This is a genomic window from Mesorhizobium sp. M0029, assembly GCF_040323735.1.
Lineage (GTDB): Bacteria > Pseudomonadota > Alphaproteobacteria > Rhizobiales > Rhizobiaceae > Mesorhizobium.
Genome location: NZ_JAMYVF010000013.1, coordinates 123,009 through 149,277 on the forward strand (window position 1 = coordinate 123,009; position 26,269 = coordinate 149,277).

Here is a 26,269-nt window from a genome sequence, read left to right on the forward strand (position 1 = left end):
TTCAAGATCGAGTCGCACCTGCATGAGTCTGTCATCGGACATCGCCCTGCTGTCGCTTGCGGAACTGTCCCGCAGACTTCGCGCGAAGGAAATATCTCCCCTTGAACTCACGAAGACGTACCTCGACAGAATCGCTGGGCTGGACCAGAGACTTCACAGCTTCAACTCGCTGCGAGCTGAAAGCGCGTTGCAGGAGGCATCTGCGGCGGAGCAGGCGCTCGTGCGCGGGGAGTGGCTAGGCCCTCTGCACGGCGTGCCCATTGGCATCAAGGACCTGATCGATGTCGCGGGACTGCCGACCACGGCGCAGGCTGTTCATCGGCGCAACGCGATCGCCAGCGAGGATGCAGGCGTCGTCGCATCCTTGAAGCGGGCCGGCGCGATTATCCTCGGGAAGCAAGCAACCACCGAATACGCAGTCTCCGGAACGCAGTTCGATCTTGGCTGGCCGCCCGCCCGCAACCCGTGGAACCTCGATCTCGACCCATCGTCGTCATCGAGCGGCTCGGCGATTGCGGTTGCGGCGGGTTTGTGCGCCGGGTCGGTGGGGACGGAGACCGCAGGCTCGATACGAGATCCTGCCGCGTGGTGTGGGGTCGCAGGTCTCAAGCCGACCGACGCGCTGGTAAGCCGAAAGGGCGTACTTCCGCTGTCACGATCAATGGATTGCGTCGGTCCGCTAGCCTGGACGGTCGAGGACTGCGCCCTGATGATAGCGTCGATGGTGTCGACGGATACTGACGATATTTTGCTTAGAGGTTTCAAGAGCCCCGATATCTCAAGGATAGGAGAAGGCATCCGAGGTCTGCGTGTCGGCGTCATAAGGCAATTCTACGAGGGCGATCCCGACGTCGATCAGGACGTGCTCGACGCGATGGAGAATACGCTCGCCGTCGTGCAGGAGCTTGGCGGCCGTGTTTCCTCCGTGAGATTGGCGGATTTCGGCCTATACGGTTCCGTCGCAAGAAACATTACCTGGCCGGAGGAATACGCCGAACATCGGGCGGAGCTCGATGCCTATCCAGAACGGTTTCATCCTGTCAGCCGCTCCCGCCTGCAGGACGGGAAGACCGTTTCGGCGGCCGACTATATCGATGCCCGCCTTCGGCAGGCGGCGCTGACTGAAGAACTCGCCGGCGTAATGGAGGACGTCGACGTCCTTGTCCTGCCGACGATGAAGACGCCCGCTCAGATCCTCGGTTATGAGATGACGGAGATGGGCGAGATCGAACTTTCGCTCAGCCGTCCTTTCAACCTTACTGGTAGCCCGGCGCTAGCGATCTGTAACGGCTTTACCGCGACGGGACTTCCGATCTCGATGCAGATCGTGGGCCGCAAGTTTGAGGACGACACAGTGCTGAGGGCGGGACACTCCGTGGAGCAGGCGCTGGGACTTCGATCCAGGAGGCCGGCGCTGGCGACTGAAAATCTCGGGTGAGACCCGCCAAAGCGCAGCCAGCCGAAACGCGTCAATCTCATGACGCCTTCGGGGTGCAGAGCAATCTCCCAAAGGCGGTGCACTCGGTCAATGCCACGCTCGTTTTCGAAGACCTTGCAAGGCAAAAGCCTGGCGGAGATGCCAGTCAACCTGAGCCGCCAACTACGCTGCCCTCGCCGCTTGGATAGTGTGCAGCATTTCCGGCTTGAGATGCGTATACCGCCGCAACATCTTCCAATCCTTGTGACCCGTGACCAGAGCTACCTGTTCGATCGTGAATCCAGCTTCGAAGAGGCGGCTTGTTCCTTCATGCCGCAAGTCGTGAAAATGAAGGTCGTGGATGTCCAGGTCAGCGCACCCTAGACGGAAGGCGGTGCCGACTGACCTATGATTGAATGGGAAAATTCGATCATCGTCATTGCTTCGCTTGGCCAGTCGGTCCTCGACAATGGCCCATGCGTCGTACCCAGTTGCCGCGAACAAGGGTATGCGTTGATTGTTCCCGTTTTTGTTTCGCGGGTCTTTCCGGTCACGGATGAGAAGCATCCGCGTGCGGGCGTCCATGTCGGACCACCGCGCCTTGCAGATTTCCTCCTGGCGCATCGCCGTTGCGACGGCGAAACGTATTATCTGACCAACCGGCGCTATTTGACGAGGATTTGCATCGAAGTGGGCGATGAGCCTGTCGAGTTCATCCTGGGTCGGCCTCCTGTCGCGCTGATTGCCCTTACCAACGAGGCCAAGCCTCTTTAGGGCAATACGCGCGAGATCAACCGGTTCGACCTTGACGGGCAGGCCGTGCACCGCAGCGGCATGAGCCAGTATGAGTTTTACAAAGCCGATGTCGATGCCGAGGGTCATCGGTCCGGCACCTTGGGCGGCCCGGTCGCGCCCAAAACGAATGAGCCGTTCGCGATCGAGAGCCGCGATGTTGCACTTCCCCAGATGTCTTTGGAGCATATCGAGAGCCGCGGCCTTGGAGCGGCGAGGGGACTTGCCTACATCACACATGTCGTCGATATGAAGGTCGATGAGTTCACCGAAAGTTTTCAGGCGGGCTATACGGGACTTGGTCGGCGTCTCACCACGATCGACTTGGCGCTCGGCTTCGGTTGCCCAGCGCCGTGCGTCGTCTCGGCGCAGGAAGGTCTCGCTGACGTAGCGACCCTTGCGACGGACTTGGACGCGCCAGGAACCGGACGAGAGTTTTGTGTAGGTGGCCATTTTTTCGTGTGCGCTCTGTGTGCACTGAGAGATCGAAACGTGGCGAAAAGGGTCGTATTTTGGCGTAAATTCGTGTGCGCTCGGTAGGTTCTAACGATTTGATGTTAAAGAGAAAATGCTGAAAAATCAAGAGCATAGACTGGCTATTGCACCCATGATGGATTGGACCGACCGGCATTGCCGGTTCTTCCACCGCCAGCTGACGCGGCGTGCGCTGCTCTACACCGAAATGGTGGTGGCGGACGCCGTCATCCATGGTGCGCGCGAGCGGCTGCTTGGTTTTGACGAGACCGAACATCCGGTGGCACTGCAACTCGGCGGCTCCGATGCGCAAAAGCTGGCCGAGGCGGCGCGCATCGGCGAGGCGTTCGGTTACGACGAAATCAATCTCAATGTCGGCTGTCCGTCCGACCGGGTCCAATCCGGCACGTTCGGCGCCTGCCTGATGAAAGTGCCTGACCTCGTCGCCGATTGTGTGGCGGCGATGAAGGCGGCGGTGAAAATCCCGGTGACGGTCAAATGCCGCATCGGCGTCGACGAGCAGGATCCGGAGCCCGCGCTCGACGCGCTGGCCGACGGCGTCTTCGCGGCCGGCGCCGACGCGCTGTGGGTGCATGCGCGCAAGGCTTGGCTGGAGGGTCTGAGCCCGAAGGAAAATCGCGACATCCCGCCGCTCGACTATGACAGGGTCTATCGCCTCAAGGCTGGAAGATCGAACAAATTCATCGGCATCAATGGAGGCGTTCAATCGCTCGAAGAGGCGGCTCGCCACCTCGATCATGTCGATGGCGCCATGCTTGGCCGCGCCGCCTACCACACGCCAGGCATCCTGGCCGGCGTCGACGCGGCATTCTACGGCGACAAGGCCGGCGCCTACGATTTTGCCGCGCTGATCGACACGATGGCCGACTACGCCGCGCGGCATATCGAGCAGGGCGGGCGGCTCGGCCACGTCACCCGCCACATGGTCGGGCTGTTCCACGGCCTGCCGGGCGCGCGCCGCTTCCGGCAGATACTGTCCACCGACGCGACGAAACCCGGCGCCGGACCGGATGTGCTGAAGGCAGCGTTCGCTGCCGTCGATTTCGACCGTGTTGAAAAGGCCGCTTAAGCAGTTCAGTCGCGCAGAATCATCCGGTCGCCGCGCACGTCGAAACCCGACAGGGAACCGATGAAGTTCATGCCGAGCAGGCTCTGGCTGAGCGCGCCGGGCGCGGCGACCATCACCTGCATGTTCTTGCGCACGATGCCGCCGATCGCCAGTTCGTCGGTGCGCACCGAAGCGGCGCGTGCCATGCCATTGGCGGTCGAGACCGGGACGGTGAAGCTCAGCGCGGCCGGATTGAAGCCGGCCGCCTGCGCGTCTTCGGCGGTGAGCACTGTACTGGTCGCGCCGGTATCGACGACGGTGCGGATCGGCGCGCCGTTGATCGTGATGCGGGCCTCGAAATGGCCGCTGTCGGCCTTGTCCAGGGTCACGGTGGCATGGCCGTCCTCGACGCCGAGCGCCAGCGGGCTGCCGGGAACGAGGCCCGCCGTCACCCGGCTGGCGAAATCCTGCAACTCGTAGCGGTACTGGTAGCCGGCGACGAGCGCCAGCACGATCAGGGCCCACGTGCCGAGATTGCGGGCCATGACGCCGAGCGGCCTGCCGGACCGGACAAGGCCGGCGCTGACCAGCAAGCCGATCGCCCCCAGCCAGACCAGACGGCTGAAATCGTAATTCTCGATGCCGAACGTGCTGCCGGCGTCGTTGTTGATCATCAGCAGCACCAGCCCGAGGCCGATTGCCGCCATCACGATCCAGAACAGTCGGTTCATTGGACCTGCCGTTTCAAGAGAGGACGTCGCGCTCGCGCGCCATGCGGCTGCGGCGTGTTTCCCGGCGCGGCCGGCGCTCGACCGTTTCCAATCGGGCCGGCAACTCGGCCATGACGCTGCGGCGTACCTCCGGCGTCATCCCAATCCAGGCGCCGATTTCATCGCGCGTGCGGCCGCAGCCGAAGCAGAAGCCGGTTTTCATGTCGATCGAACAGACCAGGATGCACGGGGATTCGATGGCCGTCATGACTTTCTCTTGAAGGTTCCGTCCGGAATCCCTCGTTCCATCTCCACATGGTGCAACGGCAAAGCCAATGCAAGCCCTTCGGAATGCGGCGCGGGCAACTGCTTTCGCGCCAATGTCGAGGGGAGTTGTGCCGGCCGGGCAAGGCGGTTATGCCGCTGATCAACCACAGGGAATGATCAGGACCGACATGACCAGCGCGCTGCCCTTCGACGACTTTCGCAATCTGCTGGCGAGCCCGCCGCCGGCCTATACAGGCGCTAAACCCCGGGGCCCCACCCTGTTTTCCAAGGCCGACAAGCCGAAAGCCTCGCTTGGCCGCATCGAGGACATCGCCGCCTGGCTTGCTGCCTGGAGCGGGCGCGCCCCGCCGGCGGTGAACCGGCCCCTGGTGGCGATCTTCGCCGGCAACCATGGCGTGACCCGCCACGGCATCTCGCCGCGCCCTGTCGCTGAGACCGCAAACGCCGTTGAGCTGTGCGCCGCCGGCGGTGCGGCAATCAACCAGATTTGCGTCGCCAACAATCTTGGCCTCAAGGTGTTCGATCTGGCGCTGCACATTGCGACCGCCGACATCACCGAGGACGCCGCCCTCGACGAACGCGGCTGCGCCGCCACCATGGCCTTCGGCATGGAAGCCATTGCCGGTGGCTCCGATCTGATTTGCCTCGGCGATCTCGGCGTCGGCAACTCCACCGTTGCGGCGGCTTTGTGCGCCGCCCTGTTCGGTGGCAGCGGCGCCGACTGGGTCGGCCCCGGCTCCGGTGCCGACGCGGCCATGCAGGCGCGCAAGGCTGATGTAGTCGATGCAGCCGTCGCCTTCCATGGTGCGGCTCTGAAGGACCCGTTGGAAGCACTGCGCCGGGTCGGTGGCCGCGAGTTTGCGGCCATTGCCGGCGCCATCCTCGCCGCCCGGATGCAAAAAATCCCGGTGCTGCTCGACGGCTTCGCCGCGACCGCTGCCGCTGCCGTGCTGCATGCCGCCAACCCGGGTGCGCTCGACCATTGCCTGCTGGCCAGCCAGTCGCCTGAACCCGGCCAAAGGCTTGCCGCCGAGCGGCTCGGCCTCAGGCCGCTGTTTGATCTCGGCATCAGCCACGGCGAAGGGGTAGGGGCCGCCCTTGCCGCCGGTCTGGTCAAGGCGGCGGCGCTTACCAGTTCGGGCATGGCGGCGGCGGTCAAAGCCTAGAACAAGCTGTCAACGTCGGCGGGCCGCCGCCACGGTCTTGGTTGGCAGCGCCGGCAGTTCCTCCATCACTCGGGCGAGCGGGAAGATGGCGATTGCCTCGGTGCCTTCGCGCAATTTCGACTGAAGTTCGAATTCGCCGCCATGCATGGCGAGCAGGCCCTGCACAATCGGCAGTCCGAGCCCGGTGCCCTGTTCGGCGCTCTTGATGGCGATCGAGCCCTGGCCGAAGGCGGACAGCACGATCGGGATTTCGTCTTCCGGTATGCCCGGCCCATTGTCCTTGACCGAAATGTACTGGCCGCCGCCCGCCGTCCAGCCGACGCGCACGCGAACTTCGCCGCCGGTGGCGGTGAATTTGATGGCGTTGGACAGGAGGTTGAGCGTGATCTGCCGCACCGCGCGCTCGTCGGCGAACAGCCGCGGCAGGGCACTTTCGAAATCCTGGACGATGCGGATGTCCTTGTTGCGCGCCTTCAATTCCATCATGTGGCAGCAATCTTCGGCGATGTTGAGCAGCATCACCGGCTCTTCGTTGAGCTGATAGCGGCCGGCCTCGATGCGAGACAGATCGAGGATTTCGTTGATCAGGTCGAGCAGATGCTGGCCGGAATCGTGCACGTCGCGGGCGTAGTCGCGATAGGTCGGGTTGCTCATCGGCCCGAGCACCTCATTGGCCATCACCTCGGAAAAACCGAGAATGGCGTTGAGGGGCGTCCTGAGCTCATGGCTCATAGAAGCAAGGAAGCGCGACTTCGCCAGATTGGCGTCTTCGGCCCGCCGACGAGCTTCGTCCGACATCGATTTCGCGGTCTCCACCTCGGCGAGCAGCGCATCCTTTTCGGAGCGGAAGGACAGAAGTATCAGCGACGAGCGGTTGAGATGGCGCGCGATATAGGCAAAGAACGGCAATGCCGCGACCAGCAGGGCGACCATGATCGTCCCGACCGGCACCCAAAATTTCGTTTCAGCATAGGCATAGACCGCCACCGGAACGACGAAGGTGGCAAGCAGAGAGCCGCGCAAGGACGACGCCATGATAGCGGTCGCCGCCATGGCCAGCAGCAGCACCACCGCCTTGGCGGCCTGGAACTGGTCGATCTGGCAGGTGGCGCAGCCGAGCCATGCGAACCACGCCCAGCCGAGGCCGCACAGCGAATGTCCGATCAGGAAATCCCTGCGGGTGTGAACAGGATTGAGCTCGGCGGCTTCGGTGCGCTCGACGCGGCGCGCCATGAAGGCGACGATCGAATAGCAGATCAGGGTGAACAGCGCCCAGACGCTGTCCACACCGGCCAGCAGCCCGGCCGCCGCGACCGCCAACACCAGCAGTGGGATGACGGCTGCGCCGCGCACCATGGTCCCGGCATGCAGCTTCAGCAGTTCACGGTCGAAGTCGAGATTGCCAACCTGCTGCGAAAGACGGTCGCGCGTCTTGCGCACCGCGCGCGCCACATCGCTGTTGCGGTGCGGTTTCCGGCGGTCCACAATGAATTTATCCGCTTTGTTCGAGCGTAGCAGAGGCATGGAAACTTCGATTTATGCGCGCAGCGATCTCAATTCGTTAAGCTACGTTCGAATGATTAAGAGACTGTTTGCCATATGAGCCGTTCGTGGTCGCCAAGGCCGCGCCGGCGATACTATCCGCCGCCGCCGCGAAGCCTGTGGCGCAAGCTGCTGGATTACGCGCTGACGGTCATTCTGCTCGGCCTGCTGATCCTGCTCGCCGCACGCCTCGACCGTTTCGAGACGCGCAAGGCGCAAGGGGTGGCGATCGTCAACGATGGCGATTCACTCACTCTTGGCACCGAACGTATCCGCATGCGCGGCATCGACGCTCCGGAATACCAGCAGATCTGCCGTAGGGATGGCGCAGACTACGCTTGCGGCAGGCTGGCGCGCCAGGCGCTGGTGCGGCTGATATCAGGAAATCCGGTGACCTGCAGCGGCTGGCAGCGCGACCGCTACGGCCGCCTGCTCGGCGATTGCAAGGCCGGTGGAAAGGATCTCAACCGGGCCCAGGTTGAGGCCGGCTGGGCCATTGCCTATGGCGATTTCGACACCGAGCAGGCCATTGCCCGCGCCGGCAAGGTTGGCATCTGGGCCGGCACTTTCGATCAGCCGCAAGACTGGCGCGAAAGCCACCACGGCGGCCCGCTCGAAAGAAAGCACGGCACCCTGGCTTCGGTCGGTGACGCCTTGCGAGAGATGTTTCGCTTCTGGTGACGAGCACTATAGTTGAAGGACCAGATCGGGAGGATAAGCATGAAACTGTTCGACGGCGGCCGCGCCCCCAACCCGCGGCGGGTACGGGTTTTCCTCGCCGAAAAGGGCATCGCAGTGCCGCTGGTGCCGGTCGACATGGGTGCGATGGGGCACAAGCAGGAGCCGGTCAGGTCGCGCAACCCGCTGCAGCGGCTGCCGGTGCTCGAGCTCGACGACGGCACCATCCTCACCGAATCCGTCGCCATCTGCCGCTATTTCGAGGAACTGCATCCCGAACCGGCGCTGTTCGGGCAAGGCGCGCTCGGCAAGGCCAAGGTCGAGATGTGGCAAAGGCGCATGGAGTTCAATCTGCTCAGCTGCGTCGCCCAGGCTTTTCGCCACATCCATCCGGCGATGAAGGAATGGGAAATTCCGCAGATCCCCGAATGGGGCGAGGCCAACAAGGCGAAAGCGGTTGAATTCCTGAAACTGCTCGACCCCGAACTGGCAAACCGCGACTTCGCCGCCGGCGACGCCTATTCGATCGCCGATATCACCGGCATGATCGCCATGGATTTCATGAAACCGGCGCGCATCAAAGTGCCGGACGAGTGCACCAACGTGCTGCGCTGGTACAGTGCCGTCTCCAGTCGCCCGAGCGCTTCCGCCTGATGGAGGCGGAACTCGAACGCCTGACGGCAAAGGTCCGCGCCTGCCGCATCTGCGTCGACACTCCAGTCGGCAGGCCACTGCCGCACGAGCCGCGCCCGGTGCTGCTGCCATCATCCAGCGCCCGCATCCTGCTCGCCGGCCAGGCGCCAGGCACAAAGGTGCATTTGTCGGGCATGCCGTTCACCGACGCGTCCGGCGACCGCTTGCGAAGCTGGCTGGGCGTAACCAGCGAGGAATTCTACGACACGGAAAAATTCTCCATCTTGCCGATGGGGTTCTGCTTCCCCGGCCAGGACGCAAAGGGCGGCGACCTGCCGCCGCGCCGAGAATGCGCGCTGGCCTGGCGCGCGCCGCTGATGGCGCTGATGCCGCAGATCGACCTCGTCTTGACAATCGGCTCCTACGCGCAATCCTGGCATATGGGCGCCACGCGCCGGCCGTCGCTGACCGAAACCGTGAAGGACTGGCGCACCATCTGGGATGCGCTGGCCAGCCCGAAAGTGCTGCCGCTGCCACACCCGTCATGGCGCAACTCAGGATGGCTGAAGCAGAATCCATGGTTTGAAATGGATTTGCTGCCGTTTCTGAGATCGGAAATCCGCTATCGCATAGATTAGACTTTAAGCAAGATATCACTCGCTTTTGTGCCATCCGGCAGAATTTCTTTCTTGTGAAAGGTCGAAATAAGAGGGAATATAGCCAATCTATTCCCAAAGCGCGTCGCGCCCGAGGGAACGCGGCCTGCACCAGGAGCACCTCAATGGATCGCCTCGACAGAAAAATTCTCCGCCTCCTGCAGGAGGACGCGACGCTCGCGGTTGCCGATGTCGCCAAGAAAGTCGGCCTGTCGACGACGCCGTGCTGGCGCCGCATCCAGAAGCTGGAGGAAGAGGGAGTCATCAAGCGGCGCGTCGCCATCCTCGACCACGAAAAGGTCAATGTGCGCGTCACCGTCTTCGTGTCGATCCGCACCAATTCGCACAGCCATGAATGGCTGCGGCGTTTCTCGGAAGTCATCCAGGAATTTCCCGAAGTTGTCGAATTCTACCGCATGAGCGGCGACGTCGACTATCTCCTGCGCGTCGTGGTGCCCGATATCGCCGCCTATGACGCCTTCTACAAGCGGCTGATCGCCAAGATCGAGATCCGCGACGTGTCGTCGTCCTTCGCCATGGAGCAGATCAAGTACACGACCGAAATGCCGCTCGACTACATGCTGCTGGACAAGGAATCCGGCGCCAACGCGGCCTGAGCGCGGTTGTCCGTGACTGGGCGGTGACGCTGCACAAGCAGGCGGCGCTTAGTTTTTCTTTTTGTTGAGGAAACCCCAGGGCGAGTTGACCGGCAGCGTGATCGTGTCCGCCACCGTGTCGACTGCCACCACATCGGCTTTGCGTACGGTGTAGCCGGACTGGATGATGCTGACGCCGTCGAGAATGAACAACTGGCTCTTCTCCAAGCCGGGCCGCAAGGCGCCGGTCACGGCAACCGACTCATAGGCCTGCGACATCTTGTAGGGACGGGCCGGCGTCACCAGCACGATCTGGTTGGGCGGCGGCGTCGGCATGTGGCTGCAAGCGCCTGTCCACGGCACCAGCAGGAACTGGTAGACGAGATCGCCATCACGGTCGACCGGCAATGCATAGCCGGCTAATTGTACCGTCTTGTCCTGCAGGTTGAGCGACAATGTCTCGCCACGATCGGGCAGTTTTGCCGCAATCATCGGCAGGCCGGCATCTTCGGCCACCGCCTGCGTCGCCGGGCGGAGATCCTTCCAAAAGATATGCGCGGTTTGCGCTGAGGCGTCGAAGGTGCCGGCTGTCAACAACGCGGCTGCAAGCGCGAGGGTCGATTGGAGATGTTTGGTCATAGGCCGAGTAAAGACGTCCTGGCCAATTGCGTCAACGCTTGAGCCGCATCATATGTCTGCGAGAGCCGGCGGCCAGGTTGCGTTGGCAAACGGGTTGCTAGGTCAGCCTTTTCTGGCGGCGATCCGCTCGATGATCTTGGCATTGGTGAGTTCCCTGACAGCGTCCTTGCCAATCCAGCGCGCCGTCTTGTCGGCCGACTGGGCCAGTCGTTCGGCGACGGCAAGGGCAGCGCCGTGCATCTCCAACGATCGCTTTCCGATCGAACGAAGCGCCCAGTTTACCGCCTTCTTCACGAAATTGCGGCTGTCGGTGGCATGCGCTTCGATGATCGGCAGGAAGCCGAGGAAAGTCGCCACCGGCTCCTGCTTCCGGTGCACGACGGACCACGCCATCATCGCAAAGGCCGTGCGTCGAACAAACTCGCGCTCGTCCGCCGCGAACTCTTCGATCAGCTCCTTCCAGGCGTCCGTGTCGACGAAGAGATCGGAGACGCCGTCGACGATATCCCAGGAATCGAAGGACGCGGCCCATTGTCGTGCATCCGCGGCTGAGAAGCGCTTCGGGTCGGCCGTGACGGAAGCGATGAACTGCGCCTCCATGATGCCGGTCTGCCAAAGCTCGAAAGCACGCTCGTGGTTGCGCTTGATCTCTTTGGCGATCTGCCGCTGCATGCCATGCGAGATGCCGAGCGCGCGCTCGATCTTGATGCCGTAGCGCAGCATACCGCGGCGATTGTTCTCCGAGCCGATCGAGCGCAATTGGGCGACGATCTCATCGGCGCTCGATTGGGGCGAAAGCTCGGCCATTGCGAACGCCTATTTTTCCAGGCGCGCCAGCAGGGACGAGGTGTCCCAGCGCTTGCCGCCCATCGCCTGCACATCCTTGTAGAACTGGTCGACAAGGGCGGTCACCGGCAGTCTGGCGCCATTGCGGTCGGCTTCATCGAGGCAGATGCCGAGATCCTTGCGCATCCAGTCGACGGCAAAGCCGAAATCATATTTACCGGCATTCATCGTCTTGTGTCGGTTCTCCATCTGCCATGACCCGGCAGCGCCCTTGGAAATCACCTCGATGACCTTCTCGATGTCGAGCCCGGCCTTCTTGCCGAAATGGATGCCTTCGGCCAGTCCCTGAACCAGCCCGGCAATGGTGATCTGATTGATCATTTTCGTGAGCTGGCCGGCGCCCGACGGACCCATCAGCCCGACCATCCGGGCAAAGGCGTCGATGACCGGCCTGGCCTTGTCGAAGGCAGCCTGCTCGCCGCCGACCATCACCGTCAGCACGCCGTTCTCGGCGCCCGCCTGGCCGCCGGAAACCGGCGCGTCGAGGAAGGAAAAGCCGGCCTTTTCAGCGGCGTCGGCCAGTTCGCGCGCGACTTCGGCCGAGGCGGTGGTGTTGTCGATGAAAACGGAGCCTTTTTTTATCGCGGCGAAGGCGCCATCGGCCCCGGTCGTCACCGAGCGCAGATCGTCGTCATTGCCGACGCAGGAGAAGACGAAATCCTGGCCCTCTGCGGCCTCTGCCGGCGTCAAAGCAAGCTTGCCGCCATGCTGGGCAACCCATTGCTCGGCTTTCGCTGCGGTGCGGTTGTAGACGGTGACCTCATGGCCACCTTTGTTCCTGAGGTGCCCGGCCATGGGATAGCCCATCACGCCAAGACCGAGAAATGCCACAGATGCCATGGGTTTGCCCTTCAGATGAAAGCGAAATTGTCAGCGCAAGCTCTAGGCACTGCACACAATTCGTCAAGACGCGCATGAGCCGATCGACTGGTACAGCCGACCGCTCAGCGGATCAGATGAATGGTGATCCGTCGCTCGATCCATTCGACGCCGTGGCGCAGGATCTCGACCATCACCAGATAGACGATGGCGACCCAGACATAGGCCTGGAAGTCGAAGGACTTGGCGTAGGCGAGCTTCGCGTTGCCCATCAAATCATAGACGGTGATGATGGCAACGATGGCAGAGGCCTTGATCATCAAGACGAGCTCGTTGCCGTAGGGTCGGAGCGCCACGATAAACGCTTGGGGCAGGATGACCTTGCGCAGCGTCTGCAGCTTGTGCAGGCCGAGCGAAGCAGCGCCCTCCCATTGGCCCCTCGGAACACTCTCGATGGCGCCGCGCAGGATTTCGGCCTGGTAGGCGGCGGTGTTGAGCGCGAAGGCGAACACACCGCAATTGAAGGCGTCGCGGAAGAACCACCACAGCCCGACGGATTCGAGCTGCACCCGGAATGAGCCCAGGCCGTAATAGACGAGATAGACCTGGACCAGCAGCGGCGTGCCGCGGAAGAAGTAGACGTAGCAATAGGCCAGGACGGACAGATAGCGGTTCTTCGACATGCGGGCATAGGTGACGGGCAGCGAAAAAAGCGCGCCGAGCACCATCGAGATGGCCACCAGCGCAAGCGTGGTTCCCAAGCCCTGCAGATAGGCCGGCGCGTATCTGGCGAAGAATTCGCCATTCCAAGCGTAAACCAGATAGACGGCGATGCCGATGCCGAACAGGATCCAGAAGCCGACCAGCGCGTAGCCGACGATACGGGCCCGCGGCCAGCCTCGCGCCCGTGGTGGTGGCTTCTCGATGTCGACGGCGGCGCGCGTCACGACGCTCATCGTGCCTCCCTCCTCCCGAGCGAACGCAGGATGAAGCCGGTGGCGATCGACGACAGGATGGCAAGGATAAGGAACACCATCGCCGCGACGCTGTAGAACAGGAAGGAATGTTTGGTGACACGGGCCGCCACGCCGGCGTTGCGCAAGGTTTCAGCCAGGTTGACGACCGACACCAGGGCCGTGTCCTTGAGCAGGCTCAGCCAGCAATTCTCAAGGCCGGGGAAGGCGATGCGCAGCAGCTGCGGCAGGATCACCTTGCGCATCGTCTGCCATTTCGACAGCCCGATCGCATAGCCGCCCTCATACTGGCCCTTCGGAATGGCGCGAAAGGCCGACAGGAAGACTTCGCTGGAATACGACGAAAAGATCAACGACAGCACGATCATGCCGGCGAGGAAGCTGTCGACATCGACCGTCGCTTCCGGCCTGAACAGACGGATGACATACTGCAAGAGGATCGGCATGCCGAAGAAGAACAGGAAAAGCGTCACCAGTTCCGGCAGTCCGCGAAACACCGTGGTGTAGATGTTGGCAGCCACGCGAAGCGACGGCTCTTCGGATTGTTTTGCCCAGGCGACGAAAAAGCCGATCGTCAGGCCGATCGGCAGTGTCGCCAGCGCGAGCGCAATGGTGACCAGTGCGCCATAGGCAATATCGTCAATCCAGCCATCGGGTCCCCAAGTGAGAAGTATCCATATGTTCTGGCTTGGCATTGACGGGTCTTGTCTCCACTTCTGTCAGGCCAAGGCGGCAGCAGGAAACTTCCCCTGCCGCCGCCTTGTTTCAGACGATCAGGACTCGGCGCCGAAGACGTCGAACTTGAAGTACTTGTCGTTGATTTCCTTGTACTTTCCGTTGGCGCGGATTGCGTCGATGGCGCTGTTCAACTTGTTGACCAGATCCTTCTCGCCCTTGCGCACGGCGATGCCGGCGCCCGGTCCAAAGATATCGACCGGCTGCGGCGAAGGCTGGCCGAGAATCTTGCAGCAGGCGCCATCAGGCGAATCCAGGAACTGTTGCAACACGACGATATCGTCCTCGATCGCGTCGAGACGGCCATTGGCGAGATCGGCCTGCTCTTCGGGGCTGCTCGGATAGCCCTTGACCGTGCTGTCCGTATAGGTTTTCGAGGCGTAATTGAAATGCGTCGTCGTGGTTGCGACGCCGATGGTCTTGCCGGCCAGGTCTTCCTTGGTCACGCCCTTGAGGGTCGAATCCTTGGGTACCGCGATCGCCGACGGCGTGTTGTAGTATTTGTGGGTGAAGTCGACCTTCTCGGCGCGCTCCGGCGTGATCGACATCGAGGCGACGATGGCGTCGAACTTGCCGGCCTGCAGGGCGGGAATGATGCCGTCCCAATCCTGGGCGACGAAGGTGCACTTGACCTTCATCTCGTCGCAGAGCGCCTTGGCGATGTCGATGTCGAAGCCGACGAGCTGGCCGTCGGAGGTCAGGTTGTTGAATGGGGGGTAGGCGCCTTCGGTGCCGATTCTCAGGGTCGTTTCCTGAGCCTGGGCGACGCCGAGCGTCAGCAGCGCAGCCGATGCGGCGAGCGCGATACGCAGTGCAATACGCATGATAGTCCTCTCTTTATGGCTCCCGGCCGTCGTTCCGGAACGGCTCTGTGGGGCGGTGCTTTTGACCGCCCGCTGGCGCGATACTCCCACTGTTTTCGGGAGAAAAGCAACTGTAAAACCGTTGCTTGCGGGATTTGCGGGTCCAGCCAATGCCGACGCCGGGTTAATGCATGTCGCCCAAAAGTGCGCAGCGGTTTTGGGACGACGACATGCATAAATAAAACAACCTGAAGCGCGTCGCATGGCCGTTCAGGCGCGGCGCGCTTAGACAATGCAACGGCTGAAGAGGGCGGCTGAACCGGGCGAGGGCAGGGACCTCAAGGTTTGAGGCCGGTCATGCGCTCGATGAAGTCGGCTATCCCTCCCGTGTCGTCGAGATCGAACACAGGCAGGCTTTCGCCGGTAACCGCGAAGTCGGCGGCAATCGCCACGATATGTCCGTCGTTCGCCGACAGCGGCGAGCGGTCCTTGGCCTCCCGCCGCCGGGTCTCGATCTTTTTGTGCGCCTCGCGCTTGTAGCCTTCGACCAGCACGATGTCGCACGGGGCCAACCGCGACAGGACCGTCTCCAGCGTCGGCTCGTCCTCACCGCGCAATTCATGCATCAGCGCCCAGCGTTTGCCCGACACCACCGCGACTTCGGTGGCGCCCGCCTGGCGGTGACGAAAGCTGTCGGCGCCAGGCTTGTCGATGTCGAACTCATGATGGGCGTGTTTGACCGTCGACACTGTCCAGCCGCGCCGGACGAGCTCTGTGACCAGCTTCTCGGTCAGTGTGGTCTTGCCGGAATTCTTCCAGCCGGTGATGCCGAAGATGTTCATGGGCCGATGCTCTGCAACAGACGCTCGGCCACCGCAAGGTCGTGCGGTGTGTTGATGTTGAAGAACGGGTCGATCTCGTCACTGCCGTGGGTCAGCAACGGAAATTCCACTTCGACACAGTCGTGCCGCTCGATGAAGGCGGAGACGCGCCTGTTGTCCTCGTCGATCAGGAAATGACGCAAGGCCTCACGCAGCCCGAGCGGCCACAGCGCGAAGGTCGGATGCTGCCGGCCGGCGGAACTGGCAACAGCGATGGAGCCTGGTCGCTCGTCAACAGCCGCAGCCAGCCTCTCGACCAGGTCCACCGGCAGGAACGGCGTGTCGCCGGCGGCCGTCGCCAATGCCTTGAAAGCGGTATTCGCTGCCGCCCATTCGAGGCCGGTGAGGATTCCGGCAAGCGGTCCGGCATAGCCTTCCACCGCATCGGCGAGAACCGGAAGACCGGCCGCCTCGAAGCGCGCCGGGTCACCATTGGCGCTGAGCGCCAGCGATCCGACCTGCGGCGCCAGGCGGGCAACGACATGGTCGAGAAGCGGACGCCCGCCAAGCGCCAGCAAAGTCTTGTCGCCGCCGCCCATGCGCCGTGACAGGCCTCCGGCCAGGATAATTCCTGCAATGTCTTGGCTCATGGCCAAGCTATATGCCGTCCGGCGCCATGTCGGGTCCAGCGCTTTCGGCTGCGGGTTTTTGCCGGCCGGCGACCCGCTCGCGATAGAGCGCGTAGAGGCCGGAGCCGATGATGATGGCGGAGCCGAAGATCATCGGCAGGTCGGGGACATCGCCGAAGATGATGACGCCAAGCAGCATCGACCAAAAGAGGGCCGTGTAGCGGAATGGCGCAATGAAGGAGATGTCGCCAGCCCGCATTGCCATGATGATGAACTGGTAGCCGATCAGCACCAGCACCGCCGCCAATGCCAAAAGTGCCGTGCCTTTGCCGGACATCGGCGTCCAGCCGCCCATCGGCGACAGCAGCACGGCGCCAACGATGGTCATGGCGATTGCCGTTGCCGTCGACACCAGCAAGGTCGGGATAGCCCTCGGGATGCGCTTGGTGGCGAGGTCACGTACTGCGCAACAGGCGACGCTGACGAGTGCGTACAGCGAATAGACGCTGAAGCCTTCGAAGCCTGGCCGCACGATGATCAGAACGCCGCCGAAGCCGACCGCGATCGCCAGCCAGCGCCGCCAGCCGACCGCTTCGTTGAATACGAGTGCCGCCCCCATCGTCACCGCCAGCGGCAGCGCCTGCAGCACCGCCGAGACATTGGCGATCGGCAGATGCGCTAATGCCACAAGGAAGGCGACGGTGGCGCCGGCCTCGGCGACCACGCGAAGCGCCACCAGCGGCTGCAGCATCGACCTCGGTCGCGCGAGCGCGCCTTGCTGCCAGGCGAGCAGGCCGACGAGCAGCGACGCAAAGGCGCCGCGCACCAGCATGACCTGCGCCATGTTCATCGATTCCGACGAGAACTTGGTGATGGCGTCGTTGAGGGTGAAGCCGATCATGGCCACCATCATGCACAGCGCGCCGCGAATGTTTGGGGAAAGAGGCAAGGGCGTTACCGGTTTTGCAAGAGCAATTCCAGGAAAAGTGTGAAACGGTTTTCCGTCCGGAATTGCGTGAAAACAAAGAATAAAGCGGTTCGACGTTTCGGCGAAGCGGTGAACCGCTCAAGCCTGTAGCAGCCGGCGGCAAGACAGCAACGTCAAAGAAATAGGCCATGGATTTTCACCCGTGACCCATAGAAATCCCTGAGAGGGCTGGCCGGATGACCGGCAGGCTCATTTCGGCGTCAGCACCTCGGTGCCGCTGCCGTTCTTACCGGCGATGGTCCACAGGCCGTGCAGCGAGCCGTCATCCTCTACCTTGTAGACGACGAGACCGATTTCCTTGCCCATGACATAGCCGGCGGAGAAGGCATCGTCGTTGTGCATGCAGATGCCGTCCGACGATGATCCGCCCGTCTCCCAATGGATGGTGCAGGTGGTCTCGCTGGTCAGCGTGATGGTGGCTTCGCCGCCATATTTCGAGCCGTCGAAATTGGTGCCCGCGACGGTGTAGCTGCCACCGATGGACTGTGCTGCTGCCGGCGCGGCGGCAAACCCAAGCAGTGCAAGAGAAAGTAAGAATGTGCGCATGTCGTATTCCCCCAAACCGAGCGACGAGCCGCTATGTCCAAGAATCTAGGCTCGAATGCGCTTGCGGTAAATCCGCCAGCTATATGCGCATGAGACTTTTTCTGGTGTGTGTCCGAAAAGCTCACGGTCCTTTGAGGCTGCCGGCGATGGCGCCGACCAGCGGATCGTATTTCGCTTTAACGGCCGGCGGATAGTCGATCCGCACGGTGCGGATGACGCCGTCCTTGCCGAACAGGCGCCGTTCGTAAAAGATCTTGCCATCCTTCAGTCCCGGCAGCACCGCCCAGTTCTTGCCGGTCTTGCTGTAGCTGATCTGGTAGCCCGCTTCCTTGATTGCCCTCTCCTCGGCGACGAAGCTCTTTGGGGTGTCGTCACTGACGTTGAAAATACCGGAGCAGATCAGGCTGGCGCCGTCGGCGCTGAGCCATTGCTGTCCGTCGCCATTGTACGGCTCGGGCTGGCGATCGGTGAAGATGTCGTCGGGAAAGGTGCAGACCGTGCCGAAGCGCGCATTGGTGTAGGTGAACGGCGCTGCATTGGCGCTGCCTGCCGCTATCAGTGCAACTGCCAATCCAATGGAAAGACGCTTCATTCGATGTCTCCAGCCAACAATGGGAGACACTCCTTGCACCAAATCTCGGAAAAAATCAGCCGCCGGTGACGCTCATATGCCTCGATACCGAGGGGCGGCTGGTGCGGCGGTCGATGATGAAATCATGGCCCTTCGGCTTGCGGCCGATCGCTTCGTCGATGGCAGCAGCGACCAGCTCGTTGCCTTCGGAGGCACGCAACGGCGCGCGCAGGTCGGCGGCATCCTCCTGACCCAGGCACATATAGAGCGTGCCGGTGCAGGTCAGCCGCACCCGGTTGCAGCTTTCGCAGAAATTATGCGTCATCGGCGTGATGAAGCCCAGCCTGCCGCCGGTCTCTGCGACATGGACGTAGCGGGCCGGACCGCCGGTCTTGTAGGGGATGTCGCTCAGCGTGAACTGGCGCTCGAGCGAAGCGCGCAGCAGCGACAGCGGCAGATACTGGTCGGTGCGGTCGGCGTCGATCTCGCCCATCGGCATGGTTTCGATGACGGTCAAGTCCATGCCGCGGCCATGCGCCCAGCGCATCATCTCCGGCAGCTCGACGTCGTTGAAGTCCTTCAGCGCAACGGCGTTGAGCTTCACCTTCAGCCCCGCCGCCTGCGCGGCATCGATGCCTTGCATGACCTTGTCGAGATGGCCCCAGCGGGTGATGGCGTGGAACTTGTCGGCATCGAGCGTGTCGAGCGAGACATTGATGCGCTCGACACCGCAATCGGCAAGCTCGGCGGCAAAGCGCGACAGCTGCGAGCCATTGGTGGTCAGCGTCAACTCTTCCAGCGCGCCGCTCTTCAAGTGCCGCGACAGCTGGCGCACCAGATGCATGATGTTCTTGCGCACCAGCGGCTCGCCGCCGGTGAGGCGCAGTCTGCGCACGCCCTTTTCGATGAAGACGGTGCAGAGCCGGTCGAGTTCCTCGAGCGACAGCAGGTCCTTCTTGGGCAGGAACGCCATGTCCTCGGCCATGCAATAGGTGCAGCGGAAATCGCAGCGGTCGGTGACCGACACGCGCAAGTAGCTGATCGTGCGACCGAAGGGATCGATCATGTCCATGCGTTCAAGCGTTTCCAATGCTACGAGTGGTGCCGTTATATACGGCTATGTGATACGATCCAACCCGCCATTCAAGATAGCCGCTCTCGATCTTTGGTGACATTCCCCGGCCGACATCCGATGTCGGCCGGGTCCAAATGGCCTTTTCCGCTCGCGCGAAGCAGCGTAGGGAAGGGCGGATCGATGCGGGATGCAGAACAATGACGGCGCCGAAGGAACTCAGGGTCTCGAAGGACAGAAAACTGCTGTCCGTCACCTTTCCCGATCATCGGCCGTTCGAGCTGCCGGCCGAACTGCTGCGCGTCGCTTCACCCTCGGCCGAGGTGCAGGGCCATTCGCCGGACCAGCGGGTGACGGTTCCCGGCAAGCGTAACGTTGCTATCCTGAAGATCGAGCCGGTCGGCAACTACGCCGTGCGCATCACCTTCGACGATTTTCACGACACCGGCATCTTCACCTGGAATTACCTGCACACGCTTGGCCACGAAAAGGACGCGCGCTGGAATGCCTATCTCGCCGAGCTCCAGGAGAAGGGACTGAGCCGCGACCGCTAGTCGGCACTGTCCGCAAAACGTCATTGACTGGGGGTAACGCCGGCAAAGGTTCGGAGACGGGAAAATGTCTGACATCACCACGGTCGAACAGCTCGAAGCCCTCTACGGCCTGCCCGGCGAAGCGTCGACGATCAAGGAACTCGACCACGTCATTCCCGAATATGCCGCCTTCATCGAAGCCTCGCCTTTTGTCGCTCTGGCGACGAGCGGGCCGGAAGGGCTGGACTGTTCGCCGCGCGGCGATCTCGCCGGCTTTGTGCGCATGCATGACCCGAGAACGCTGATGATGCCGGACCGACGCGGCAACAACCGCGCCGATTCGCTTAAGAACATCATCCGCGATCCTCGCGTCGGGCTGCTGTTTCTTGTGCCGGGTTCGGGCACGACGCTGCGCGTCAACGGCCGCGCCCGCATCGCCACCGACGCCGCGCTTTGCGCCTCCTTCGCCGTCGAAGGCAAGCCGGCGCGCTCGGTCACCGTGGTCGATGTCGATTCGGTCTATTTCCAGTGCGCCCGCGCCATCGTTCGCTCGGAGCTGTGGAACCCGGCAAAGCACGTCGACCCGAAATCGCTGCCGACACCCGGAACAATCCTGGAAGTCACCAGCCGCAAGAATATCGATGCCGGTACTTACGACAAGGAATGGCCGGAGCGGGCGAAGAAGACGATGTGGTGAGGTGGGAGGCGCGTGGATCGAACGGCTCAGGTATCCTTCAGCACGTCATAGATCTTGCGCATCTGTTCGCCGATCATGTCGCACTGTTCCGCTGTCGACTGGCTCATCGCCTTTTCGATCAGCGCCATATGCACCTTCAGCGCTTTCATCAGGAGCTCCGTGCCGGCCTCGGTAAGCGTCAGCCGCAGCACGCGCTTGTCCTTCTCGTCGCCTTCGCGGCGCAACAGGCCGCGCGCCTCGAGCTGCGGCAACAGCATGGTGATGTTGGAGCGGCCGACCAGCAGTTTGCGGGCGAGATCGTGCTGCGACATGCCGGGATGGCGATAGAGGTTCATCAGCACGTCGAGCTGCGCCGGCTTGAGGTCCAGCGGCGCCAGCTTTACCGCCAGCGCACGCTCCAGCACATGGCAGGCGCGCGCCACCGCGACCCAGTTGCGAAAGCGCGGGTTGTCCCAGGGCAGCTCTTGTTTAATGTTCATGTTTGAACTATTATGTTCATGCTTGAACGGAATGGATGGATCGCCACTATGGCATCATTTGGACTGAAGGTCATCCGGGGCGTGTTCGGCGCGGCCGAGCTTGTGGCGCCGCGTCTGAGCGGGCGCGCGGCCTTCGAACTGTTCTGCCGCACGCCGAGCGTGAAGGCGCTCAGCGACGGCGAGCGGCGTGCGGTCGACCGCGCCGCCGGCTTCATGGCCGAGGCGCGCCATCATCGGCTGACGACCAAGGCCGGCTGCGTCATGGTGCACGAATTCCGGCCCGAGCCGGGCAGGGCGTCCGCCGGCACGGTGCTGGTGGTCCATGGCTGGCGTTCGCGCACGGAATATATGCGGGCGCTGATCGAAGGCTTTCGCGATGCGGGCTACCGGGTCGCCTCGCTCGACCTGCCGGGCCATGGCCAGTCGCTGGGCCGTCATCTCAATATGGTCAATGCGGTCGAGGCGGTCAGGGTCGCCGGCGAATGGTTCGGTCCGTTCAAGGCGATCGTCGGCCATTCCTTCGGTGGCGCCGTCGCCGCCAATGCCATTGCCGGTTCGATCAAGGGTATCCAGCCCGTCGCGGCCGAGCGGCTGGTGCTGGTCGCCGCGCCAAGTTCCCTGCCGGCGATCTTCGCCGACTTCAGCCGCATGCTCAATGTCGGTCCGCGTTCGCAGGTTTCCATGGCCGATCAGGTGAAAAGGCTGTCGGGCCGGCCGCTGCATGAATTCACCGGCGACCGCCAGTTGGCTGAGGCGCCGGTGCCGACGCTGGTCATCCACGCGCCGGACGACCGCGAAGTCCCCGCCGATCATGCCACACGTTATGCCGGCGCCGGCAGCCATGTGCGGCTGCACTGGGCCGATGGGCTCGGCCACCGTCGCATTCTCGCCGACAAAGGTGTTGTCGAACGCGCTGTGACTTTTGTCAAAAACGAGCGCGAGCTGATACTGCATTGATTCCAATGGGTGTATTGTCGACTCCGACAACGCCGGAGCGGTGAGCTAACCGTTCTTCTTGCCGCCCGGCTCGACGGGCAATCCGGCCGCCTTCCAGGCGGTATAGCCGCCAAGGATGTGCTTGACCGGCGACAGCCCCATATCCTGCGCCGTCTTGGTGGCCAGCGCCGAGCGCCAGCCGCCGGCGCAAAAGAAGACGAAGCTTTTGCCCGAGGCAAAGAACGGCTTGTGGTAAGGGCTTTCGGGATCGATCCAGAATTCCAGCATGCCGCGAGTGACATGTTTGGCGCCGGGGATCTGGCCGTCCCGCTCGATCTCGCGTGGATCGCGCAGGTCGACGAAGATGGTGTCCTCGTCGTCGAGCAGCCCGGCCGCTTCCTCGGGCGAGACCACCTCGATCTCGGCATTGGCCTCGTCGAGCAACTCGCGATACCCTTTTTTCACGGATGATCCCTCCCGGCGCATTTCGCCGCCGACTGGATTTCCAGCACAAGCTCCGCGCTTTGTCACGCTGTTCCGACCAGCCCCTGCCACGCCGCCATCGCTCCGGCCACTGTGGCCATCAGCGCTTCGCACGAGGCGCCGTCGCGGGCCTGGATCGACATGCCGTGCTGGACCGTCGCATAGAAGGTCGCCGCCGCGTTGCTGTCGAAGCCCGCTGGCAATTCGCCTTCCGCCACACCGCGTTCCAGCCGTCTCAGCAAGAGGGTGTGGTTTTCGGCGCGGCGGCGGCGCAAATCATCGCAGATCGCGCCGCTGCTTGAATCCTGGTGCAGTGCGCCCAGCGCGATGAGACAGCCCTGCGGGCGGTCGTCCTGAGAGTACGCTTTTGCCGTCTGGCGCAGGAAATTCTCGATCGCCTGGCATGCCGTCGGCGCTTCGTCCAGCGCGCTCCAGATCTCGGTGCCTTCGTTGCGGGTGTAATACTCGGTCGCTTCCAGAAACAGCGCCTCCTTGCTGCCGAAGGCGGCATAGAGGCTGGGCGAGCTGATCCCCATCGCCGCGGTCAGGTCGGCGATCGAGGTGCCCTCATAACCTTTGGCCCAGAACAGCTCCATCGCCTGCCGCAAGGCGGCGGTTCGATCGAAGGTGCGGGGGCGGCCTCTTTCCGGCATGGCGCTCTTTTCTGTGTTGATCGATACATAATTCACTTGACGTCGCCAGGCAAGGCTGCCAGATATTTATGTATCGAACGTTACATAAAAGGAGAAATGACATGTCAGCGAACGGATTGAACGGCAAGGCAGCACTGGTCACCGGCGGCAGCCGCGGCATTGGTGCTGCGATTGCCAAACGGCTCGCGGCCGATGGCGCCGACGTCGCCATCACCTACGTCAACAGCGCGGCGCCGGCCCAAGCTGTCGTCGCCGAGATTATAGCGGCAGGTGGTCGCGCGATCGCCATTCAGGCCGACAATCGCGACGCTGCCGCCATCGAAAATTCGGTCACCGAGGCGGTGAATGCCTTCGGCCGGCTCGACATCCTCGTCAACAGCGCCGGCATCTGGCGCGCGGCGCCCATCGAACAGATGTCGCTGGCCGACTTCGATGAAACCATTGAGGTCAATCTGAGAGCGCCGTTCGTGGCCTCGAAGGCGGCAGCGGCTCACATGGGCGAGGGAGGCCGCATCATTTCGATCGGCAGCAATCTGGCGGAGCGCGTCACCGACACCAACCTCAGCGCGTATTCGACCAGCAAGGCAGCGCTCGTCGGCCTGACCAAGGCGCTGGCGCGAGACCTCGGTCCGCGCGGAATCACCGCCAATGTCGTTCATCCCGGTTCGACCGACACCGACATGAACCCGGCCGAAGGCCCGCATGCCGAACACCAGCGGCGGAAGATGGCGACGCCCCGCTTCGGCAAGGCTGACGAGATCGCCGGCATGGTTGCCTGGCTCGCCGGTCCGGAAGGGCGCTTCGTCACCGGCGCCGCGCTCACCATCGACGGTGGCGCCAACGCCTGAAGCAGCAGCCGCTTTGACCGGTCTGGAGCGGCAACGCCGCTCCAGACGTCACGATGTTGTGAAACCGTTCTGCAACAGGCCTGCGGAAATTTATGGAAGCTTAACGAAATCGGTATGAATCGGTATAGTAGCGCCTTACATCCGCCATGCGGTTGGCAAGATCGTCTAGCGGCGCGGAACGGGAGCCGGCTTGCAGCCGGAGCGGGTGATTAATGAAATTCCTCGGAAATAAAGCCACCGTGATGCCGCTTGCAGTGGCGGCAGCACTGGCCTTCGGTGTGCCGCAGGCAAGCGCGCAAGGCCTGTTCGACATGCTGTTCGGCGGTGGCGTCAAGCACAGGCTGCAAGGCGAATTCCCGCCGCCGCCAAAGCGCAAGCCGAAGCCCGCCGTATCGGGCGGTGGCGGCACCAGAATCAGCAGTCCGTCCTACTACACCTACAAGGCCGACCGGCTGGTGCGCGTCGACTTTGCCGCATTGGTGGCAGCACCTCCCCAGGTGGCAACAGCTGAAGACGCCGCCTTTGTGCCGTCGGCAACCAGCACTGCCTTCCGTGAAGCCGTTGCAGGCCTCAGCGACTATGAACTCTATGCCGAGCCCGATATCGCCAAGGCACTGATTGCCTATTACTCTGCCAATCCTGATTTCATCTGGGTGAATGATGGCAATCCCAATGCCCGCGCCCAGGACGCGGTGAGGGTGCTTGGCGAGGCCGCAAGCTATGGTCTCACGTCGGCCGACTACACGGTCGAGGTGCCGGCAGCCAACGCATCGGCAGTCGATGCCGATGCCCATCTGAAGGAACTCGTGCGCTTCGAGATGGCGCTGTCGGCGCGCGTGCTGCGCTATGCCCGTGACGCCCAGAGCGGGCGCGTCGATCCCAATCGCATCACCGGCTACTATGAATTTCCGCCGAAGCCGGTCGACATGGAAGGCGCGCTCAAGACGCTGGCCCACACCCAGGAAGTGCGCACCTACCTCGAATCGCGGCACCCGCAGAACGCGGAATATCAGGCGCTGCGCGTCGAACTTGAATCGCTGCAGGCGAGCGCCGAAAACGAAATCGTCGTCGATCCCAAGCTGTTGCTGAAGCCCGGCGAGACCAGCGCCGAACTGCCGAAGCTGCTGACGCTGATCGCGCGCAATCTCGACGACGAGATGGGCGGCGCCTATGGCGAGATCCTGTCTCGTCTCGGCACCAGCGATGTCTATGTTCCCGAACTGGTTCCGATCATCAAGGCCGTGCAGGTGAAGGCCGGCATGAAGGGCGATGGGGTCATCGGCCCGCGCACCGTCGCCTCGCTCGCCGGCGCATCCAAGGCAGACAGGCTGCAGAAGGTGCAGGTCGCGCTGGAAGAATTGCGCTGGATGCCGTCCGATCTCGGCAGCCCGCGGGTCTTTATCAACCAGCCCGCCTTCACCGCCAGCTATATCGACAATGGCGAGGAGAAGCTGAAGACCCGCGTCGTCATCGGCCGGACCACCAACCAGACCGCCTTCTTCTTCAAGGAGATCAAGCAGGTCGATTTCCATCCCTATTGGGGCGTGCCGCAGTCGATCATCGTCAACGAGATGCTGCCAAGGCTGCGTGGCGATCCGGGCTATCTCGACCGTGCCGGCTACGAGGTGACCGATTCGCGCGGCAGGCGGGTTCCCTCTTCCTCGGTCAATTGGGGCGCCTACGGCGCCAACATTCCCTACAGCGTGCGCCAGCAGCCGAGCGAAGCCAATGCGCTGGGCGAACTGAAGATCCTGTTCCCCAACAAGCACGCCATCTACATGCACGACACGCCGCAAAAATCCTTCTTCCAGCGCGATATGCGGGCGCTCAGCCATGGCTGTATTCGCCTTCAGGATCCACGTGGGATGGCGGCGGCGGTGCTCGGCGTCTCGGTCGACGACATCGCCGAAAAGCTCAAGCACGGCCATGCCAGCGAAGACGTGACACGCACGATTCCCGTCTATGTCTCCTACTTCACTGCCTGGCCGGATCTGTCCGGCAAAGTCGAATATTTCAACGACGTCTACGACCGCGACACGCGGCTGATGCAGGCGCTGGAAGCGACTGAAGCGGTGCGCTCGCCGACGAGCTGAACCAGCGGAGTTCCTCGTTCAACGAACGAGGAACTCACTTTGTCTCTCTGGTTTTATTAGATTTTTGGCCGATGGACGGTCGC

Annotated in this window: 31 protein-coding genes; 12 read left to right on the forward strand and 19 right to left on the reverse strand. The window is 62.7% G+C overall.

Going from position 1 to position 26,269, the window contains the following annotated elements:
- Positions 1 to 22: 22 nt before the first annotated feature.
- Entirely contained in the window at positions 23 to 1,438 is a 1,416-nt protein-coding gene (locus NKJ76_RS21400) for an amidase (protein ID WP_352538302.1), read from the forward strand.
- Between the two features lie 162 nt (positions 1,439 to 1,600).
- Here the strand turns inward: NKJ76_RS21400 and NKJ76_RS21405 are convergent, their stop codons facing one another.
- Entirely contained in the window at positions 1,601 to 2,662 is a 1,062-nt protein-coding gene (locus tag NKJ76_RS21405) for a site-specific integrase (protein ID WP_352538303.1), read from the reverse strand.
- Between the two features lie 115 nt (positions 2,663 to 2,777).
- Here NKJ76_RS21405 and dusA point away from each other — a divergent pair, with 115 nt between their 5' ends.
- Positions 2,778 to 3,773: a tRNA dihydrouridine(20/20a) synthase DusA gene (gene dusA, locus NKJ76_RS21410; RefSeq protein ID WP_352538304.1), complete on the forward strand. Its 996-nt coding sequence runs from the start codon at positions 2,778 to 2,780 to the stop codon at positions 3,771 to 3,773.
- A gap of 5 nt (positions 3,774 to 3,778) precedes the next feature.
- On the opposite strand, the gene NKJ76_RS21415 is transcribed toward dusA, so the two are convergent.
- Positions 3,779 to 4,483, reverse strand: coding sequence for a TIGR02281 family clan AA aspartic protease (locus tag NKJ76_RS21415; protein ID WP_023726599.1), 705 nt, complete (start codon positions 4,481 to 4,483; stop codon positions 3,779 to 3,781).
- Between the two features lie 13 nt (positions 4,484 to 4,496).
- Entirely contained in the window at positions 4,497 to 4,730 is a 234-nt protein-coding gene (locus NKJ76_RS21420) for a DUF1289 domain-containing protein (RefSeq protein ID WP_031245492.1), read from the reverse strand.
- 187 nt (positions 4,731 to 4,917) lie between these two features.
- Here NKJ76_RS21420 and NKJ76_RS21425 point away from each other — a divergent pair, with 187 nt between their 5' ends.
- Positions 4,918 to 5,916, forward strand: a complete 999-nt coding sequence (locus NKJ76_RS21425) for a nicotinate-nucleotide--dimethylbenzimidazole phosphoribosyltransferase (RefSeq protein WP_352538305.1) — start codon at positions 4,918 to 4,920, stop codon at positions 5,914 to 5,916.
- 9 nt (positions 5,917 to 5,925) lie between these two features.
- On the opposite strand, the gene NKJ76_RS21430 is transcribed toward NKJ76_RS21425, so the two are convergent.
- Positions 5,926 to 7,440: a sensor histidine kinase gene (locus NKJ76_RS21430; protein WP_023750712.1), complete on the reverse strand. Its 1,515-nt coding sequence runs from the start codon at positions 7,438 to 7,440 to the stop codon at positions 5,926 to 5,928.
- Positions 7,441 to 7,515: 75 nt separating this feature from the next.
- On the opposite strand from NKJ76_RS21430, the gene NKJ76_RS21435 reads away from it, so the two are divergent.
- The 4 genes from NKJ76_RS21435 to NKJ76_RS21450 all read left to right on the forward strand — a co-directional run bounded on the left by NKJ76_RS21435 (position 7,516) and on the right by NKJ76_RS21450 (position 10,042).
- Positions 7,516 to 8,139, forward strand: a complete 624-nt coding sequence (locus NKJ76_RS21435; protein WP_023750711.1) for a thermonuclease family protein — start codon at positions 7,516 to 7,518, stop codon at positions 8,137 to 8,139.
- A 39-nt stretch (positions 8,140 to 8,178) separates the two neighbouring features.
- Entirely contained in the window at positions 8,179 to 8,790 is a 612-nt protein-coding gene (locus tag NKJ76_RS21440; RefSeq protein WP_023750710.1) for a glutathione S-transferase, read from the forward strand.
- The gene (locus NKJ76_RS21445) at positions 8,790 to 9,407 is read left to right on the forward strand and encodes a uracil-DNA glycosylase family protein (RefSeq protein ID WP_352538336.1); all 618 of its coding nucleotides are present in this window, start codon (positions 8,790 to 8,792) and stop codon (positions 9,405 to 9,407) included. Before NKJ76_RS21440 ends, NKJ76_RS21445 begins: the two co-directional genes overlap by 1 nt.
- A gap of 143 nt (positions 9,408 to 9,550) precedes the next feature.
- A complete protein-coding gene (locus NKJ76_RS21450) occupies positions 9,551 to 10,042 on the forward strand; it encodes an Lrp/AsnC family transcriptional regulator (RefSeq protein WP_023669013.1) in 492 nt (163 codons plus the stop codon).
- A gap of 48 nt (positions 10,043 to 10,090) precedes the next feature.
- On the opposite strand, the gene NKJ76_RS21455 is transcribed toward NKJ76_RS21450, so the two are convergent.
- From NKJ76_RS21455 to moaA, 12 genes are all read right to left on the reverse strand, one after another.
- Entirely contained in the window at positions 10,091 to 10,660 is a 570-nt protein-coding gene (locus NKJ76_RS21455; RefSeq protein ID WP_352538306.1) for a DUF3299 domain-containing protein, read from the reverse strand.
- Positions 10,661 to 10,762: 102 nt separating this feature from the next.
- Positions 10,763 to 11,467: a DNA alkylation repair protein gene (locus NKJ76_RS21460; protein WP_352538307.1), complete on the reverse strand. Its 705-nt coding sequence runs from the start codon at positions 11,465 to 11,467 to the stop codon at positions 10,763 to 10,765.
- Positions 11,468 to 11,476: 9 nt separating this feature from the next.
- Positions 11,477 to 12,346: an NAD(P)-dependent oxidoreductase gene (locus NKJ76_RS21465; RefSeq protein WP_023755279.1), complete on the reverse strand. Its 870-nt coding sequence runs from the start codon at positions 12,344 to 12,346 to the stop codon at positions 11,477 to 11,479.
- A gap of 104 nt (positions 12,347 to 12,450) precedes the next feature.
- Complete coding sequence (locus tag NKJ76_RS21470; protein WP_023688511.1) at positions 12,451 to 13,281, reverse strand: ABC transporter permease; 831 nt, start codon at positions 13,279 to 13,281, stop codon at positions 12,451 to 12,453.
- Positions 13,278 to 13,994 carry an ABC transporter permease gene (locus NKJ76_RS21475; RefSeq protein WP_023669007.1) on the reverse strand — a complete coding sequence of 239 codons (717 nt, stop codon included), beginning with the start codon at positions 13,992 to 13,994 and terminating at the stop codon, positions 13,278 to 13,280. The genes NKJ76_RS21470 and NKJ76_RS21475 overlap by 4 nt, the downstream gene beginning before the upstream one ends.
- Positions 13,995 to 14,072: 78 nt before the next feature.
- A complete protein-coding gene (locus tag NKJ76_RS21480; RefSeq protein ID WP_352497388.1) occupies positions 14,073 to 14,858 on the reverse strand; it encodes an ABC transporter substrate-binding protein in 786 nt (261 codons plus the stop codon).
- 317 nt (positions 14,859 to 15,175) lie between these two features.
- Entirely contained in the window at positions 15,176 to 15,679 is a 504-nt protein-coding gene (mobB, locus tag NKJ76_RS21485; protein WP_023690740.1) for a molybdopterin-guanine dinucleotide biosynthesis protein B, read from the reverse strand.
- Entirely contained in the window at positions 15,676 to 16,308 is a 633-nt protein-coding gene (mobA, locus tag NKJ76_RS21490) for a molybdenum cofactor guanylyltransferase MobA (protein ID WP_023682493.1), read from the reverse strand. Before mobA ends, mobB begins: the two co-directional genes overlap by 4 nt.
- Positions 16,309 to 16,315: 7 nt before the next feature.
- On the reverse strand, positions 16,316 to 17,236 hold the full coding sequence (locus tag NKJ76_RS21495) for a DMT family transporter (RefSeq protein ID WP_023682494.1): 921 nt from the start codon (positions 17,234 to 17,236) through the stop codon (positions 16,316 to 16,318).
- A 228-nt stretch (positions 17,237 to 17,464) separates the two neighbouring features.
- A complete protein-coding gene (locus tag NKJ76_RS21500; protein WP_352538308.1) occupies positions 17,465 to 17,821 on the reverse strand; it encodes a hypothetical protein in 357 nt (118 codons plus the stop codon).
- 121 nt (positions 17,822 to 17,942) lie between these two features.
- Positions 17,943 to 18,413 (reverse strand): hypothetical protein, encoded by a 471-nt coding sequence (locus tag NKJ76_RS21505; protein ID WP_352538309.1) that lies wholly within the window; start codon positions 18,411 to 18,413, stop codon positions 17,943 to 17,945.
- A gap of 55 nt (positions 18,414 to 18,468) precedes the next feature.
- On the reverse strand, positions 18,469 to 19,464 hold the full coding sequence (gene moaA, locus NKJ76_RS21510; RefSeq protein WP_031196299.1) for a GTP 3',8-cyclase MoaA: 996 nt from the start codon (positions 19,462 to 19,464) through the stop codon (positions 18,469 to 18,471).
- A gap of 200 nt (positions 19,465 to 19,664) precedes the next feature.
- Between moaA and NKJ76_RS21515 the strand changes: the two genes are divergently transcribed.
- Positions 19,665 to 20,018, forward strand: coding sequence for a gamma-butyrobetaine hydroxylase family protein (locus tag NKJ76_RS21515; protein ID WP_023668999.1), 354 nt, complete (start codon positions 19,665 to 19,667; stop codon positions 20,016 to 20,018).
- 64 nt (positions 20,019 to 20,082) lie between these two features.
- Positions 20,083 to 20,694: a pyridoxamine 5'-phosphate oxidase family protein gene (locus NKJ76_RS21520; protein ID WP_023726591.1), complete on the forward strand. Its 612-nt coding sequence runs from the start codon at positions 20,083 to 20,085 to the stop codon at positions 20,692 to 20,694.
- A gap of 26 nt (positions 20,695 to 20,720) precedes the next feature.
- On the opposite strand, the gene NKJ76_RS21525 is transcribed toward NKJ76_RS21520, so the two are convergent.
- Positions 20,721 to 21,173: a MarR family winged helix-turn-helix transcriptional regulator gene (locus NKJ76_RS21525; protein WP_023668997.1), complete on the reverse strand. Its 453-nt coding sequence runs from the start codon at positions 21,171 to 21,173 to the stop codon at positions 20,721 to 20,723.
- Between the two features lie 48 nt (positions 21,174 to 21,221).
- Between NKJ76_RS21525 and NKJ76_RS21530 the strand changes: the two genes are divergently transcribed.
- The gene (locus NKJ76_RS21530) at positions 21,222 to 22,130 is read left to right on the forward strand and encodes an alpha/beta hydrolase (protein ID WP_023710493.1); all 909 of its coding nucleotides are present in this window, start codon (positions 21,222 to 21,224) and stop codon (positions 22,128 to 22,130) included.
- A 45-nt stretch (positions 22,131 to 22,175) separates the two neighbouring features.
- Here NKJ76_RS21530 and NKJ76_RS21535 read toward each other — a convergent pair whose 3' ends face one another.
- Entirely contained in the window at positions 22,176 to 22,574 is a 399-nt protein-coding gene (locus tag NKJ76_RS21535) for a rhodanese-like domain-containing protein (RefSeq protein ID WP_023688500.1), read from the reverse strand.
- Between the two features lie 62 nt (positions 22,575 to 22,636).
- A complete protein-coding gene (locus NKJ76_RS21540; RefSeq protein WP_023710494.1) occupies positions 22,637 to 23,245 on the reverse strand; it encodes a TetR/AcrR family transcriptional regulator in 609 nt (202 codons plus the stop codon).
- 101 nt (positions 23,246 to 23,346) lie between these two features.
- On the opposite strand from NKJ76_RS21540, the gene NKJ76_RS21545 reads away from it, so the two are divergent.
- Entirely contained in the window at positions 23,347 to 24,093 is a 747-nt protein-coding gene (locus tag NKJ76_RS21545; RefSeq protein WP_023829840.1) for a 3-oxoacyl-ACP reductase family protein, read from the forward strand.
- Between the two features lie 212 nt (positions 24,094 to 24,305).
- A complete protein-coding gene (locus NKJ76_RS21550) occupies positions 24,306 to 26,186 on the forward strand; it encodes a L,D-transpeptidase family protein (protein ID WP_352538310.1) in 1,881 nt (626 codons plus the stop codon).
- The last annotated feature ends 83 nt before the right edge of the window (positions 26,187 to 26,269 follow it).